The organism is Cupriavidus pauculus, assembly GCF_022179805.1.
Classification (GTDB): Bacteria; Pseudomonadota; Gammaproteobacteria; order Burkholderiales; family Burkholderiaceae; genus Cupriavidus; species Cupriavidus pauculus_E.
Genome location: NZ_BPUO01000027.1, coordinates 28406 through 44770, shown reverse-complemented (window position 1 = coordinate 44770; position 16365 = coordinate 28406). Strand labels below are relative to the sequence as shown.

General features: G+C 56.0%; 10 protein-coding genes and 2 pseudogenes. 8 read left to right on the top strand and 4 right to left on the bottom strand.

The window, feature by feature from the left end:
- Window positions 1-287 precede the first annotated feature (287 nt).
- A complete protein-coding gene (locus MFF62_RS30050; RefSeq protein ID WP_238267653.1) occupies window positions 288-875 on the top strand; it encodes a hypothetical protein in 588 nt (195 codons plus the stop codon).
- 101 nt (window positions 876-976) lie between these two features.
- On the top strand, window positions 977-1633 hold the full coding sequence (locus MFF62_RS30045; protein ID WP_238267654.1) for a response regulator transcription factor: 657 nt from the start codon (window positions 977-979) through the stop codon (window positions 1631-1633).
- A 117-nt stretch (window positions 1634-1750) separates the two neighbouring features.
- Here MFF62_RS30045 and MFF62_RS30040 read toward each other — a convergent pair whose 3' ends face one another.
- Window positions 1751-3178: a GAF domain-containing sensor histidine kinase gene (locus MFF62_RS30040; protein WP_238267651.1), complete on the bottom strand. Its 1428-nt coding sequence runs from the start codon at window positions 3176-3178 to the stop codon at window positions 1751-1753.
- 376 nt (window positions 3179-3554) lie between these two features.
- On the opposite strand from MFF62_RS30040, the gene MFF62_RS30035 reads away from it, so the two are divergent.
- Together MFF62_RS30035 and MFF62_RS30030 are read left to right on the top strand one after the other, a co-directional pair.
- The gene (locus MFF62_RS30035; protein ID WP_238267649.1) at window positions 3555-4850 is read left to right on the top strand and encodes an MFS transporter; all 1296 of its coding nucleotides are present in this window, start codon (window positions 3555-3557) and stop codon (window positions 4848-4850) included.
- Window positions 4851-4884: 34 nt separating this feature from the next.
- Window positions 4885-5550 carry a response regulator transcription factor gene (locus MFF62_RS30030; protein WP_404990862.1) on the top strand — a complete coding sequence of 222 codons (666 nt, stop codon included), beginning with the start codon at window positions 4885-4887 and terminating at the stop codon, window positions 5548-5550.
- A 153-nt stretch (window positions 5551-5703) separates the two neighbouring features.
- On the opposite strand, the gene MFF62_RS30025 is transcribed toward MFF62_RS30030, so the two are convergent.
- Window positions 5704-10863, bottom strand: coding sequence for a trifunctional serine/threonine-protein kinase/ATP-binding protein/sensor histidine kinase (locus MFF62_RS30025; RefSeq protein WP_238267646.1), 5160 nt, complete (start codon window positions 10861-10863; stop codon window positions 5704-5706).
- Between the two features lie 325 nt (window positions 10864-11188).
- Between MFF62_RS30025 and MFF62_RS30020 the strand changes: the two genes are divergently transcribed.
- The 3 genes from MFF62_RS30020 (at window position 11189) to MFF62_RS30985 (ending at window position 13334) form a co-directional block, all read left to right on the top strand.
- Window positions 11189-11779: a TetR/AcrR family transcriptional regulator gene (locus MFF62_RS30020; RefSeq protein ID WP_238267644.1), complete on the top strand. Its 591-nt coding sequence runs from the start codon at window positions 11189-11191 to the stop codon at window positions 11777-11779.
- Between the two features lie 87 nt (window positions 11780-11866).
- A complete protein-coding gene (locus MFF62_RS30015) occupies window positions 11867-12604 on the top strand; it encodes an SDR family oxidoreductase (RefSeq protein WP_238267642.1) in 738 nt (245 codons plus the stop codon).
- 250 nt (window positions 12605-12854) lie between these two features.
- Window positions 12855-13334 carry an NAD(P)-binding domain-containing protein gene (locus tag MFF62_RS30985; RefSeq protein WP_404990861.1) on the top strand — a complete coding sequence of 160 codons (480 nt, stop codon included), beginning with the start codon at window positions 12855-12857 and terminating at the stop codon, window positions 13332-13334.
- 150 nt (window positions 13335-13484) lie between these two features.
- On the opposite strand, the pseudogene MFF62_RS30010 reads toward MFF62_RS30985, so the two are convergent.
- Together MFF62_RS30010 and MFF62_RS30005 are read right to left on the bottom strand one after the other, a co-directional pair.
- A pseudogene (locus tag MFF62_RS30010) lies at window positions 13485-14327 on the bottom strand (IS30 family transposase); the annotation flags it as partial.
- A 490-nt stretch (window positions 14328-14817) separates the two neighbouring features.
- Window positions 14818-15771: a M48 family metallopeptidase gene (locus MFF62_RS30005; protein ID WP_238267640.1), complete on the bottom strand. Its 954-nt coding sequence runs from the start codon at window positions 15769-15771 to the stop codon at window positions 14818-14820.
- Between the two features lie 212 nt (window positions 15772-15983).
- Between MFF62_RS30005 and MFF62_RS30000 the strand changes: the two are divergent.
- Window positions 15984-16247, top strand: a pseudogene (locus MFF62_RS30000) (helix-turn-helix domain-containing protein); the annotation flags it as partial.
- Window positions 16248-16365: the final 118 nt, after the last annotated feature.

Here is a 16365-nt window from a genome sequence, read left to right as displayed (position 1 = left end):
CGAACAGGACCGTGAAACGACTTTGCGCCGATGATAGTGCGGACTACCCGTGTGAAAGTAGGTCATCGCCAGGCTCTTATACCCAGAACCCCCAAGCCCGAAAGCTTGGGGGTTTTGCTTTTGCGCGCTCGGAAAACAGTGCGTATCATCGGCGTCAAAATGACCGTCGACACCGATCTCGCTCCACTACTACCCGTAGAACCCGAAAGCAGCTGTGGCATTGCCGCGGATGGCGAAGCCCCGTGGTTTCTCTATCTGGTCGAGATCGACTGCGAAAACAGTTAGGCGTGCTGAACAATGCAATCCGGCCTGAAGACATGGGGGTCCCAAGCTGGCGGCTGCATCAGTTGACCGGTGATAAGGCGGGTCTTTGGTCCGGGAGCAAGGAGGGCCTGTTTGTAGCCGTGCTCGGATCCATTTGCCGGCGTATGGACAGGGCAGAGGCAAAGGTCTCACCGGATCCTTCGGATCGAGTGGAGGCTCTAAAGGTACTCATCCCGTTCAAACTGGACTACTACCGGCGCAATCCCGACTTCGTCAATCTGCTCAATACGGAGAATCTCCACAAGGGGAAGCATGTCTCCGGTTCTGTACCTCGCGGCGAGTTTTCTTATCGCGCGGTGCGCATCGTCGAAGGAATCGTGACCAGCGGGATTGAACGGGGGCTATTTTGTCCGACCCTGACTGCGCGCGACGTTTTCTTGTTGATCGCATCGCCGGCGTATTTTTATTCTTCGAACCGGTACGCGTTGTCGGTCTTCCTGGGCGAGGACCTCGACTCTCCGGATGCAGTTGAGCATTGGAAATCGTTTGTCATCGACAGCGTGTTGCGTACCGTCCGCGCCGATCTCCCGAAGTCGGGCGCTGCTGCGTAGTCCAGCGTCTTTCGGCGTTCCGCCTACCCTCACAGTCGCAGGTATTACTATACTGTTGCATCAGCGTCTGACCTGGCTGCGTGTACTTCCCGTTCAATACCATGTCTGTTATTAGTCTAGCTCCATTACCAGCTTCGCATGCCTTAGTGCAAGGCACTGTCCACATTGTCGATGACGACGATTTGGTGCGCAGCTCTCTTGGCTGCTTATTCGAATCGATTGAGTTGGCGGTCAGGCCTTTCCCTTCTGTCGAGCAGTATTTGCGCGCACCACAGGTTGATGGCCCATCTTGTCTGGTGTTGGATGTCAGGCTTCGTGGCATAAGTGGACTGGCATTTCAACGGTCGCTGGTAGAGAAGGGAGCGCCACACATTCCTATCGTCTTTATCAGTGGACACGCTGACATAGCGATGACGGTAAAGGCGATGAAGGCTGGAGCGGTAGATTTTCTTGCCAAGCCGTTCCGAGACCAAGACATGATCGACGCTGTAGTTGCTGCAATCGAGCGGGATGCTAAGCGGATTGAGACCGAACAGGCTCTTCGCGACTTGCGGGCAAATTGGCAGACGCTGACCGAGCGCGAGCGTGAGGTGTTGCGGCTCCTTGTTCGTGGGTTAATGAACAAACAGATCGCGGGCGCGATGGGCGTGGCCGAAATTACGGCGAAGATCTATCGTGGCCAAGCAATGAAGAAAATGAACGCGCGCAGCGTGGTGGAAATTGTCCGTATGCTGCAGGCGTTGGCGATCGAGGGCTGAGTTCGGTCGTTTTCGACAGATATGGATGCCGAGTCTGCATCCAGGGCTGTCGTGTCATGGTCCATCGTCAATGCCAAAAGGAACACTCGCTCCTGCAGCAACGATAGGGGCGAGAGGCTATTGTAGAAGCCTTACCGCGCAGGTCGAGGTAGCTAACGCGGGTAGCGTAAGTGTCGCCCGGGTGCCCCCTTCGGAACGGTGAATCAGTTCGAGTCGGCCTTGGTGCGTCTCAACGATAGATTTGCATATCGCGAGGCCCATCCCCATCCCGTTTTGCTTGGTAGTGAATAGCGGTTCAAATAGGCAGTGTTCTAGCGCGGGGTCGAAACCCTCGCCATTGTCGTCGATGTGTATATGCAACAAATCATCGATCGCTTCTCCGCTAAGTACGACCAGCCTCGTGTCTTCCGGTTGATCCGCCATCGATTCAGCGCCGTTGATAATTAGGTTGATCAGCGCTTGCTGCAACTGCATGCGTTCACCATGCACTGGTGTCGGTCCGGAAAGTTGAATCAGCTGAAAACTGACTTTCATCGCATCGAGCGTGCTGGTCAAGATGGTCGCGACTTCAGTCAAGACTTCGTCGAGATCAAAAGTAGTGAAAACTGGCTCTGCCTGTCGCGCGTTTGCACGCAGCCCGCTGATGATTGTCCTTGCGCGACTGGCGCATGCGGAAATGTGTGCAAACATCTCGCGTGCTGCGTCTACATTTGGTGTGTTGCTGTCCAACCAGCGCAAGCCGGCCCGAGCAGATGAGTCGAGTGCCGTGACTGGCTGTGCCACCTCGTGGACGATAGAAGCCACCAACTCGCCAAGGCCTTTAAGTCGCGTGGCACGTTCGAGTTCCGAGAGCGTCTGTCGCATCTTTTCCTCAGTGCAACTTAGCTGTTCTAACTGCGCCGATAGCGCGTCGTGCAAACGAGCGTGTTCTAGGGCGAGCCCAGCCTGCAGCGCAATAATCTCGACCACGGCCGTCCTTGACGGCGTAAACAGGCCGGCAATGCTCTGGTGCTCCAAATACATTGCGCCGACCAACTTGCCATTACAGCGCATGGGCACGCAAAGCACTGAGCGTGGCTGGCAACAGCGCACATAAGCGTCGATTTGCCATTGAGGCGCACTCCAGGCATCGTGCAGCACAAAACCGTCGAGCTGGTTCGCGGCATGGCAAAGGATTGATGTGGGAAGCATATCCGGTGCCGGCGGATCGTCATTGTCCCACGGCTTACCGCAAGTTTGAGGCGAACCCGATGGTCGCGCGCTAGCCGCGGCCTCCCAGTGTCCGTTGTGACACACTGCCAAAAGGCCCCAGGTTGCTTCGGTACTTTCCATGGCTCCATGCAGTAGGGTTCGCACGCGAGTGTTTGGCGTGACCTCAGCGGCCATGGTTTGGGACATCCGCTGCAACGCATGCATATCTAGCGAAGGCATCTGCGTCTCGCGGCCGACTGTTGTGTGCGGAGCTGCTGCGCCATCAATGCCGACTGACGGATCGGTGTCCCGCGCCAACGTAGTTTCGCGGGTAGCGCCGAGTTTGTTGTTCATCTTTTAGTTCTCAAGCCAATACAGTTGCCCTGCTTTCGACCCTCTGGCGTGCATTTTATTTAGTGTGTACTCCATGAATGAATTTAGCACATCGGAAGCAGGGTTGAGAACAATATTTACGGTGCCACACTATGGCAAAGAGCATATAGGTAATTGAATATTAAAGACTTAGGTATAGGATTGATGCCTGAATAATCGCGTTGTATCATCGGCCGCGTCGTGTAGCACTCCCTGTACCAAAGTATGTCTTTAGATTCCGTGCAGCACTCCCTGTACGAATCAACGGCTAGGGTGACTGTGATTTGCCTGGGCGACGTTGGGACGCGCTGACTATGCCTTAGGCCGGAAGAATTCTCTTCCTACTCGTGAATTGACGATGACAACAACAAATAAAATCAATCGAGCCATGCGTATTGGGGGGGTGATCCCAGGCTGGTATGCGGATTTGAGCCGTGATGGAAAGCGTGCATTCAATGCGTCGTTCGCAGGTTGGGCTACCGACGCATTCGATTTCATGGTTTTCAGCTTCGTGATGGCTTCGCTGATCGAACTCTGGGGACTTGACCGCAGTAAGGCAGGACTTCTCAGCACCGTGACCTTGATATTCTCGTCAATTGGCGGCTGGATAGCCGGGACACTTGCTGACCGTTACGGGCGGGTTAAGGTGCTTCAGTGGACAATCCTCTGGTTCTCGTTCAGCACATTAGCAATCGGGTTCGCGCAAAATTTTGAACAGATATTCGTACTGCGGGCCCTCCAGGGGCTCGGGTTCGGCGGCGAATGGGCTGTAGGAGCGGTTCTTGTCGGCGAAATCGTTGCGCCACAACATCGCGGGAAAGCCGTGGGACTGGTGCAGAGCGGTTGGGCGATCGGTTGGGGCGCTGCAGCCATCCTCTATAGCGTCGCCTTTTCGGTGTTGCCTGAATCGGTAGCTTGGCGCAGTCTGTTCTGGGTGGGTATCCTGCCAGCACTTCTGGTCCTATACGTACGTAAGCACGTATCAGAACCGCAAGTGTTCCTGGACGATACTGCCAGGCGGAACATTGAAAGGCCCACTATATGGGTGATTTTTTCCGCGCCGATGCTGCGCAGAACAGTGCTGGCGGCGCTCCTATGCACGGGCATCCAAGGAGGCTTCTATGCGATGTCGACATGGCTGCCAGCGTATCTGCGGATCGAACGCCACCTGTCGGTATTTAATACTGGCGCCTATCTGTTCGTGATTATCGCTGGCTCATTCTGCGGCTATGTCGTGGGCGCTTATCTCGCCGACCTTTGGGGGCGTCGGCGAAATTTCATACTGTTCTCGCTGCTTTCGATGACGTCGGTATGCCTATACTTGAGCGTGCCCTTCTCTGATCAGCAGATGCTCTGGTTGGGATTTCCACTCGGCTTCTCTTCCTGCGGAATCTTCAGCGGCGTAGGTGCATACCTGACGGAGCTGTACCCGTCGGAGTGTCGCGCTAACGGGCAGAGTTTCACATACAATTTTGGGCGAGGTGTCGGGGCTCTGTTCCCGAGTTTGGTAGGGATGCTCAGTCACACCACTTCTCTTGCGACGGCTATCTCAATTTTTTCCGGCGCTGCCTACGGAATAGTGCTCTTGATGGTGTTGCTGCTGCCAGAAACAAAGGGGGCTTCACTAGGCAGCCAATCATTGACTAACGAGTAGATTTGTATTCCTTTGTATATTCTGAACGATGTTCATCCGCGAAACTTCCACTAATGAGGCTGAACTTGTGCTGCGCAAGCCAGTGGAGGGGGTCGTCTATGTGGTGGATGACGACGAACTGGTGCGAGGGTCACTCGCTGATTTGTTCAAGTCGGTAGATTTGGAGGTCAAGGCGTTCGACACTATCGACGATTTCGCGCGAGTACCGAAGCCCGATTGTCCAGCTTGTCTAGTACTAGACGTCCGTGTACGCGGAGGGAACGGTATCTTGTTTCAGAAATCGCTCGCAGACGCGAGGCAATCGCACATGCCCATCGTCTTTATCAGCGGTTACGGCGATGTTCCTATGACCGTGAAGGCGATGAAGGCTGGGGCAATCGACTTCTTGGCAAAGCCTTTTCGGGACCAAGACCTCGTCGATGCGGTGCTCTCTGGTCTCGAACTGGATCGACAGCGCCTAGCAGTAGAGAAGAGCCGTTCGGGCTTTCGTGTAGCCTGGCGCTCGTTGACCAACCGCGAGAGAGAGGTGTTAGTGCACGTTGCAGACGGTCGGTCCAATAGGGAGGTTGCCGAATTAATGGGCGTAGCAGAGCTCACGACCAAGTTGTACCGTGGAAGCGCCATGCGCAAGATGAATTTACGGTCAGTGGCTGAGCTTCTGCGGATGATGGATGTGGTTCGCGACCGATACGAAGCGTAGTAACGAAGAAATCACCCGACCTGAGACCAATTTCAAGATGTAGAAGGAAGGCCCTGCGAGCGATTCGCGGGGCCCTTCAAATTTTGGATTCAACTCACGAGGTAGGCTGTCATCGCGCTGAAGTAACAGGGTAATTGATTTCCTCGGTTTTCGTCATGGCACTCTCGGGATAGAAAAGCGGAAGGTCGTACCGTTTTCGTTCGAACTGGAGACATCAATTTCGCCTCCGTGCGCCTCTATAACGGATCGGCAAATCGATAAACCCATACCCATTCCATAACCTTTTGTGGTGGCAAGCGAATCAAAGATCTGTCCGTAGATCTTCTCCGCTATTCCCCCGCCGGTGTCGCTCACCGATACCCAAACCATGTTGCCCTCACCGATGTGCGTTTGGATTTCAATGCACTTCTCGCGCCCTCGAACCTCACTCATCGCCTCCAGTGCGTTGGTCACGAGATTCACGATGACCTGCTGCAGAAGAATGCGATCGGCAAGAACCAAATGGGAGCCAGGCTCAAAGCTTGTGTAAATTGAGACTCCTTCAGCATCAATTTTTTCTTGTAGAACGCTGAATACCTCCAGTATCGCCGCCTGGATGTCAACCGGCGCGATATTCGGACGGGAATCTTTGACCATCGACCTTATGCTGTGGATGATGCTCCGCGCACGCTCACTACTCTCGGAGATCTTTTCGAGCGCCTCTACTGCTTCCTCTAATTGAGGAAGCTCACGATTCAGCCAGCGAATAGCCGTGCGAGCGTATGTGCCCAAAGCAGTAATCGGCTGGCTGAGTTCGTGCACGATAAAGGCGGCGAGTTCGCCAAGTTCTGTCAACCTCGCGGCCTGGGCTAGCTTGGTCTGCGTTTCACGGACACGACGCTCAGCTTCAGCTCGCCGCCGATGTTCCGCTTCGACACTCGCGTAGAGCTTCGCGTTCTCCACAGACACAGTCGCTTGGGATGCGAGGACTTCGAGCGTCCGGACACGAGTTCCGTTGAAGGCGCCAGCAATAAGAGCATTCTCAAGGTATAGCAATCCGGCCAGCACGCCTTGCTTAACAAGGGGTACACACAGGATGGACCGTGAGCTATGCGCCCTCACATATCGGTCATACCCATACTCCGGGTCTTGTCGCGCATCTTCAATGACAACCGACCCCTTGCTACGCAGCGTCAGATAGGCGATAGGCGCAGCAATTAAATCAGAAGACAGCGGCTGACGCGAGAGGTCCATCTCGAGATGGCCACGAACTACCTTTGCCTGCGCAGCTATATGCAAAGCACTGTCTTCAAGGAAACAGAGGACCGCGCGTTCAGCGCCTGCATATTGAAGTGCACTCTCGAGAATAACCTTGATGACTTGCGGCAGGGATATTTCGCCAGACAAGGCGCGCACCGATCTGAGCACGACCTCCGCTTCGAATCGATCTTCGCTCCACGTGTGCGCACTTCCGAGCTCGTGGAAATCGGAGCTTCGGCCAGTCCGCAGCGAGGGGAATTCCGATTCGAGCTGTTTTATCTTTGCGTCAGCTCCCCAGGTTGCGTAGGCGGTTCTGGCTTGCTCCAAATATCCCTGCTGTGCAGAACGGAGGCCGCAACGCCCCGCGGTTCGTGAGGCTAGCTCTCTGGCTACACTCTGGAGGTGCATGTCATGAGACTGGTCCGCCACGGCTATAGCTTCCTCGTAGAGGGCCAGACTGTTACCCCCGTCGCTCATTAGGACGGAAAGCTCCGCTGCCAGTAACCTTTCGCGGGAAAGAAAATTATCCGGACAGGATTTCGCCCAGCACTGCATTGTCTGGATGCGATCCATTGCTTCTTGGATATGTGTTCCGCGTTCTCCTGGCGCAGAAGCTCTTGCCATCGCAATACGTAGCAGCCCGCTGTAGAAGACAAAGTCCGCATTCTCGAGGAATGCAGGCGACGCCCAAGCCGCGTCTAGAGCGTGTCGCTCGGCAGACAATGCGTCAGCTAGATCTCCCCAAAGAAAGGATGCCTGTAGGCGGTATGTCCAAAACGCGAACGCTGCAATATGCCTTCGATACTCACCACTAATGCAGTCAGCAAGCAGTTCGGCATAGTCGACGCTCGAGTCGGGCAGGCTAATGTCCACCGGCATACCTCTGAGCTTACGTATGAACCAAGCCTGTGCCATGAATGCGTCAATGACGAGCGCGAATCTGGCCTCTCGTGCGAGCTTAAGACCATCCTCTGCCACCTTCTGCGCTTCCGATAGCGATCCTCCGCTGAAAAGAAGGTTGGTGACAATGTGCCGTCGAGAATAGACTGCGAACGTCAAGTCGCCCTGGCGGCCGGTAAGCTCGGCCGCTTCCTCGAGATGCTGCTTTGCCTCTGCAGCAGGGCCCGTCCACGGAAGACTAAGCGACCCGAAGCACATCTGGACGCGTCCTTCGTAGAGGTTAAGGCCGCGCTCCTTTGGCAGGCGCATGGCTACCCTGCCAAATATTGCGGTAGTCGTATAGTCGCCGAATTTGGCTCCTGCTACGAAACTTAGGCAAATATAGGCGTAACTGGATGCATCGCAAAGCCCGTACTCAAGACTCAGATTGATCATTCGAAGTATGAGAACTTCGACCAATTCCTTGCTTGTGAACTGTACCGCTGGAATGAGATCCGTCATGACGTCCATCGCGTTCCGCACGCGATCGTCGGTCATAAATGGTAGCGCCAAGAGCTCGTCTGCGGTACGGCCTGCATATAGTTCCAAAAAGCGACGGTACTCAAGCTCGAGGCTGCCCGGTTCGATTTCCCTGGACAGTGCGATGCCCGTCTCTTCGGCTAGATAGCGATAGCCGATGTCAAGTGCCTGCTCCGTTTGGCCCAAAGCTACATACATGGCGAGGCGTAGCCGAACGAGTTCGGCACGGTGCTCAGATTCAAGAAGTTGTGTGCGGATGGCAGCCAATCGCTCTGAAGCCGGCGCGACACGCATACATGCGAATTCGCATTCCCCGAGCCTTAGTTCAATGAGCGATAGCAAGTCTCCATCAAGGTTGACCCTGTCCTCGAGAAACCTGCGGGCATCGATAAGATAGGAGATCGCCGATTCATATGCGGTGGCCTCCTTGGCTTTTAATGCTGCTTCAAAAATGATGGACGCGAACTGCCGCCGGCGAGGATCAGCAGCCAGGAGGGTTGCCCGGGCCAGATGTTTCGCGATGACGAAGGCGCTGATTTTCAGTTCGTTCTTAACGACGTGATTCCGAAGGTTGACACCTACTTCGACATGTTTCTGGTCTCGCTGTAGTTCACTCAGGGTCAGATAGACGGAGTCCCGAACTCGATCGTGTGCAAAAGCATATTGTCCGTCCCTCAGTTCAATGAGTTGTTCGTCCAATGCGTCTTGCAGCGCCAGTGCAACCAAGTTCTCAGGCACGGACATCGCCGCAGCCACAGTATCAAGCGATGAAGGCTCGGCGAGGATGGCCAAATACTGTATTGCCACCAACGAATCTTCAGGCAACGTCGCCACTCGCGCAGACAGAAGCTCGACGACGTTGGACTTATTCGATCTTGCCTCGACATCTGTTAGGGATGCGTTCCATTTGCCCGCAGTCTCGTCATAGACCATTACGTCATCTGCGACGAGAGAGCGTACTAGCTGGATGGTGTGAAGTGGGTTCCCGCCAGCGGTACGGATAAGCGCGCTCACCAGGGTGTCGGAACTGTCCGTGCTATCAGCTAGGACGGCGCTTAGAAGGCTGCCCACTTCCCGCTCAGAAAGGGGGCCGAGCGGCACCCTTTCGACTGCGTTGGTTGAAAGAAACGGTTGTACGTGGGGACCTTGGTGCTCAATTTGTCTGTCGCGCATCGCTGCGACCAAGACAACGTGGCGGCAAAGGACGCTACGCATAACGTATGCAACAACCTCCAGTGTGGCTTCGTCGATCCATTGCAAGTCATCGAAAAACAAAAGGAGCGGGCGGTCTGGCGTGCCGAATGCACTGAGCAGCCTCGCGATCGCCTCTAGGAATCGCGACCGTTCTGCTTGCGGCGATATCGCTGGCTTGTGTGCCTGTTCCCCAAGGAGGCCCGTTAGTCCGGGAAAGATGGTCGTGATGATCGACGATTCCTCCGCTAACGAATCCCGGAGGCGCCGCTGGAGTTGCTCGTATTGGGACGGAGGGTAGGCGAGCGCCGCTCTTGACAGCGTATTCAACGCTCGGAAGAGGCTGGCATAGGGGGTGAAACCGTCTTCGAGTTCGCATTTGCCGTGAGCGAACTCGAAGCTCTTCCCATCGGAGTCTTTGCGGAGATGGTTGATGAGAGTGGTCTTGCCGATGCCAGCTGGACCTTCTACCAACCACAAGCTCCGCTTTTTCTCGCTGCCGCTATCGAGGATGGCACGTCGTAGGAGGTCGATTTCAAGCCGACGGCCAACTAGAAGGGCTTCCGACTGCAATAGTCCGAGGGGACGTCGTCTCGAGACCGATGGGCTAGATTTTGCTTGATATAGCGACCTCAGTGTAACGAGTTCAGCTACAACGTCGGCGGCGGTCTGGTAGCGTTCATTTGGCTCCTTCGCGAGCAGTCTGCAAACCAGGTCGACGATCGGCCCACCGGCTTGGTGCCTTAGATTTTGTAGCGTGTCGTCGTCGGGCCGACGGGCGACATGAGCATGAACAAGCTCCCAAGGCGCGAGTCCGGGAAACACGGACTCGCCGGTCAGCATGTGAAAATAGATGCAGCCCAATGAATATAGATCTGAACGTTCGTCCGGAATCCGATTGACCCGGCCCGTCGATTCCGGTGCTACATAGTGCAAGTACTCTCGATCAATCTCGTATTCGGCGCCGTCGGCTGTTGCGAGAGCCAGAATACGACCTTGCGCACGGAAGCCTGTCAGGTTTGTGCGATGGTCTGCAGGTTGGATCAAGATGTTTGACGGCGTGAGTCCGCCATGAACTAAGCCGACCTTATGCGCAGACGACAAGGACATCGCCACTTGAAGTGCATGCCGAAGGAACTCGTCCGGTGTCATTGCCTCGGAGACCAATTCAGACAACAGTCTGCCGCCAGGATCATCTAGCAAGAGGGCGGGGTTCTGATTGTGAACGGCATACCGCAAAGGACGGAGGGCAAAACCACCGACAAGCTTATCCCTGATGCTGTACTCGTAGCGCAACTGCTCCCGAATCGCATCCGAAACGGGCGCGAGCGGGATGGCGGCGATGAGCGTCGACTGCAGAAACTGAGCACGATAGAGCTCGACTGGACCCTTGCGAAGCAGCGTGAGCCTCGCGCCAGCCAAGCTATCCTTTTCATCGATATAGTTTTTCAGAATCCTCTCCAACGGTGGATTGCCTGGCGCTCCAAGCAGGCTGCCCTCGATCGTCCACTTGACGGCGCAAATGCCTGCCGAGCTCGGCGCGTATGTCGTGCCGAATCGGCTGCTGCGAAGAGTCGTTCGGATCGTAGTACTTTGCCATACATCTTTCGGGTAACGGTCCTCGAGTCACAGTATTGAGTCAGCGGTAGATGGCGGTATCGGGCGCGAGCATCTGCCCAATGTTCTGAGTGCGAACATTGACCGCCCTCCGATATCCTCGCTGACCGGGATGCGGACTGGAAACCCATCAATCTGTTATTGACAGATCAGTCCACAATGGGCTAATCTGATGTCCATGGTGAGACCACGAGAATTCGATCGCGATGCGGCTCTGGAAAGAGCAACCGGCATCTTCTGGGCTAAGGGCTTTGCTTCGACGTCAACAGAAGATTTGCTGGCGGCCATGAATATCGGCCGCCAGAGTATGTACAACGCGTTTGGCGATAAGCGGTCACTCTATATGGAGGTACTGCAGACCTACCATCAGAAAATGGTCAGTCTGCATCTGAAGCGGCTCAATGGCGAATCGTCTCCACTAGAGGGAATCCGCGCTTTGCTGCGAGGACTCGCGCCGTCCGATGATGAGCAGCGTGCGCTGGGGTGTCTTGGTGTCGGTGCTGTAGGCGAGTTTGGTACCTCCGACCCGGAGTTGCTGCGCCTTGCTCATGCAGTATCGCAAGCGGTGGGCAAGCGAATTGCCGAGCGGATTGTCGAGGGCCAGGCGGCAGGAGTCATCGATTCCGACGTTCAGCCGGCGACAGCGGCAGCTTTCGTCCTCACCACGATGACCGGCCTCCAATTGGCTGCCCGCGCAGGTGCGACGATGGTGGACTTGCACAGGCAAGCAGATTTCGTAGTTGGTCGCCTGAAGGCGGCATAGACGCTCCCGTACGTGTCATTTTCCGAAGACCATGTACGGGTTCTTTTTTGGCTAGTTATGGACTGAACGATCAATAAAGGAAGAAACATGCAGAAAGAAAACTTCTCTCCCAAGACCGCTTTGGTGTTTGGTGGCTCGCGAGGTATCGGCGCTGCCGCAGTCGAGCGCCTCGCTCAAGAAGGTTTCAATGTCGCGTTTACCTTTGCCACAAGCACGGACAAGGCAAATGCACTGGCGGAACGCATTGCGTCACAAGGCGTAGGGTCCCTCGCCATCAAAGCGGACAGTGCTGATCCGGTTGCGATCCGCCAGGCGGTAAAGGACGCTACGGCCCGTTTTGGGAACCTCGATGCCGTGGTGGTTAACGCAGGAATCTTGCGGGCAGGTACTATTGATGCGGTGAGCCTGGAAGATCTTGACCAGATGCTGAATGTGAACGTCCGTGGAGTCTTCCTCTCCATCCAGGCGACAGTGCCTCATCTGAATGACGGCGCTCGTATTGTCACGATCGGTAGCAACGTTGCGCTTCATACTCGCACGCCCGGCTTTAGTGTCTATCAACTGACGAAAACCGCGGTTGCCGGCATGGTCAAGGGCGTCGCGCTCGATCTCGCAGCGCGAGGCATCACAGTCAACAACATCCAGCCGGGCCCGACCGAAACTGACATGACTGCGGGATCGACGGAAGTCCTCGCAGGAATGAACCCGCTTAAGCGCGTTGGCCACCCTGCGGAGATAGCAGGCTTGGTCGCCTATCTCGTAGGTGATGATGCACGCTATGTAACAGGCGCGAGCATCACGATTGACGGTGGATTTACGCTGTAAGCGTGACCGTCATTAACCCGAGAGGGGAGGCGATTAGAGCCGCCTCCCTGGTGGAAAAGAGGGTGGATGTCATTCACCGGGCGGCCGATGCATCTTCTTCTTGCCGCAAGTCTGGGCGACGAGAGTCGGTCGGCGAATTTTTGTCAAAATTATGTGTTGCCCTGTCCCATTGCGCCTGCGCCAAGCGCTTCGAGCGAATTATTGCTGCGGCGAACTAGTGGATAGCAACATGCTCGTTTCAGGATGAGTGATGGCCACAACCGTCGCGATACTGGGTCTCGGGAAAATGGGTTCGGCAATTGCCGTGTCTCTCGTAGGCATGGGGCCACGCCTTGTCGTTTGGAACCGTACGCAGGCGAAGACTCGTCCATTTCGTGCACGCAGTGTCAGAGTAGCACGGACCGTCCAAGAAGCAGTGAACGCTTCTGACGTTGTACTAATCGTGACCTCCAATGTCATGGATCTAGACGTGCAGATTGGTGGAACCGGTGTTGATGTTCGACGAAAGCAGTTCGTCAACCTCACGACTTCGATGCCGTATGAACTGCGAGCATTGAAGGCTTATATCGAATCAGCGGGAGGTGGTTTCCTAAATGGGGTTGTTCAATGCTCGGCTCAAGAAATTGGGTCCCCGGGCGCAGCGATAACGTTCTCGGGAGACCTCTCTGTATGGGAGTCACGCAGAACGATCCTTAAGAACCTTGCTCCCAACGCTACATACGTCGCATGAAGTTACTGCTTGTGTATGAGCAAAGCCAGTGACGGGGGCAGGAGCCACGGTAGTCTTTTTCCTTATCGAGTGCTCAATCTGGCGAGGACGAACGACGGAAATGCGACAGGGGAGGCTTGATGCTCATGTCGCGCCGAACGTGAAATTCGCGTTCAAGTGCCCCTGCGAGAAGACCGATAGATCGTCGCCTTTAGGTAGATAATCCTGAACCAGTCCGTTCATGTTCTCGTTGCTTGGCCTGACTCGCCTGCTCAGTTCTGCGTGATGCGCCATCTCTTTGCCCTGGTCGTAGGTCAAGCTCTTTCGAAGCGGCAGCGGCACACGATGAAACGTCTTGGTCAAAGCCTCGAGCGCTGCCTCCGCCCCGCAAGCGTCCATCTTCGCCAGCACCACAAAGCGCGTCTTGCGTTCCACCAGCGTCGCCACTGCGCTGCGATTTCCCGCGCCCTTGATCAGGTCGCCTTCCCAATGTCCGGGCACCAGCCGATCGAACACCTTTTCGGGACGCTCGTGGATCGAGCGTATATCCTGCAGCTTCCTTCGACGATCGTTCCCCGCGCCTCTTGGCCTGCGCTCCTTGTGGGCCTTACGCAGGTTCCCGATCGACTCTCGGCGCAGCTCACCGCGTGGCGTGGCGTGGATCGTCTCGTGGGACATGTGGAACTCCGGCTGGTTGGCATACATGCGCCTCAGTCTGCCTGCAATCTGCTGCGGTGAATAGCCCACGCGCAGCCATGCTTTCACCAGCTTCAGTAGCGCAGTGCCTGCTGCCAGCTTGCGCGGCCCACGTCGACGTCTTCTCAGTGCTACGACCTGCGCGTTCGCACCATCGTACGATCGATGAGCTCCGGCCCGGACAACCTCGCGTGAAATAGTCGACGGACTTCGCCCCACCACTCTCGCGATCTGACGCAGGCTGCATCCCTCGTTTAGCAGGCGATGAATACTGTTACGCTCTTCGATACCCAGTTGACTGCAGGGTGTTGCCTTCATTCTAGAGACCGCCCTTGGTCATCAGGGCTGGTTGGTGCAGGGTGGCCGACCAACCGTCATGATCGCCCCTCTTCTGACGCCTCCGGCCCGGTTACCAGAATCGGGCCTGCACGCTTCGCTTGCCGTGCGATCTGCACATCAAGGCGTCCGTTTCGTCGTCCAGCCGTCTCGCCTGACTTCATCACCTTCTCCGCGACCGTAGTCCACTTCCGTATTCCGTCAAGGCGCACAAGGCCGTGTCCTCGGCTGCGCTCGCGGCCCGCACCAACCCAGCGCTTGTCTCCTTGACGGCCACCGCCCGCGCGCTCCTTTGGCACAGCCTGTTATCCAATCAAAGAGAGCGGGGTTGCCAGGCAACCGAGCGTTTTGCGTCGGCAGGCCGAGGGGAGACCTGCCTAGACAACTACCCGGCATAGGGTAGACGTGGACCTGCAACCTATCCCGAGTTCGATACGAGGTGGTTGCGGGCCTTCCAAAGTGGAGCGTCCGCCTATGATGCCTGCGCCTCTGTCGGTACCGCTTTGGATGATTGTTCTTCAGCCAGTTTGCGAAGACGCCGGATTCGGTCGGCGAGCGGTGGGTGACTGTCGAAGACGTTGACGGTTTCCGCAGGATCGGCGAGTAGCTCCAAAGCGGATATCAGAACGGCGGGCGACACCATGGTTGCAGCCAGTGCGTCGGCTGCAAACTCTCGCTGCCGGCTGTACGCGAAGAACTTCTTATTCAGGTAGCGATCCACGAACCTGAACCCCAGTACGCACGTCGCGAGTGGGAGACCAACGATTGCCGCCTGTCGGAGAAGTCCTGGCAAAAAACCTGTGGCACTTACGAATCCGGTGGAAGTCCATAACGTGAAAAAAGTTAGCCCACCGGTAACTACCACCATGGGCAGCCACAGCTTGAGCGTTTTCCGGGAGATTTCAGCGGCAAGCAAAGGGTATGTTTTTGCCCAGCGGCTAAATGCCAGGACCCAAGATTTGTTTCTGGAGTCGCCATTCAGGACGTGGGCGACTTCGTGTGCGGCAATCGCTATCAACTGGTCCTTACTAGCTGTTGAGATGAGAGCGGTAGAGAAGGCAATCGCCGCTTTCGTGCCGAATACCGACGATATCGCGAAGGCATTTGCATCGTTGGACACATAGTGACCGACGTTCACCGAATAGCCAGAGCCCTTGAGCAGGGGGCGAACCAGCTCCGATAGTTCGGTGTTACGCACAAAGCTGACGGTCTTCAGTTCCCTGTCAATCGCATCAGCCAAGTAAGGCAGCGCCGCCATCAGAGGTAGCAGGAGACTCATGAGGATTGCGGTTGCGGCAAGGCTTGCACCGGAGCCGAAAAGATCCCGCACGGGGCGTAGGTAGAGGAAAATCCCGGATCCCGCAAACATGGCAGCAGACAGTAACAGGGTATTTCTTGCGAATTTGGGGTAGGTGTCTATGTTCATAACTAATGCCGTTGAATTGTCTTACGGAGGGCTGCGTTGTCGCACTTGCGCGTATACTGCTTGTAACGGCATGCGAGTCTGGGAATTGGAGGGCTACCCCCGCGAGTTGGGGGCCTCTGTGGCGTTGTCAGCAACGCGTTGAGAATGATTCTCCAGCATCGAATTGAAATTGACCCACCTCGGTAGGATGGGCCCTTTTTTCGGGAGGGCCGGTGCTAACCAAGGAGGTGATCGTGGAGATCCGAGTATTGGCCCGTCAGGGCAAGGGAGTGCGAGAGATCGCAAGAGAGCTGGGACTGTCGCGCAATACGGTGCGCAAGGACCTGCGTGGCCGAGCGGAGGAAGAGCGTTCGCCCCGTGCAGGCCGGGTTCAGAAGTTCGATCCCTTCAAGCAATACCTGCGCGATCGGGTCCAATCTGCACACCCGGCGTGGTTGCCGGCAACGGCATTGCTGCTCGAGCTGCGAGAGCTGGGGCTACAGCGGTGGTATCAGCGTGTTCATGACCTGGGGTGGGTCATTTTTACCCCAATGCCGCTCAACGGTAAGTGGGTCACTTTTAACCCGATGTTGACAACGTGCGCATGGCGTTGAT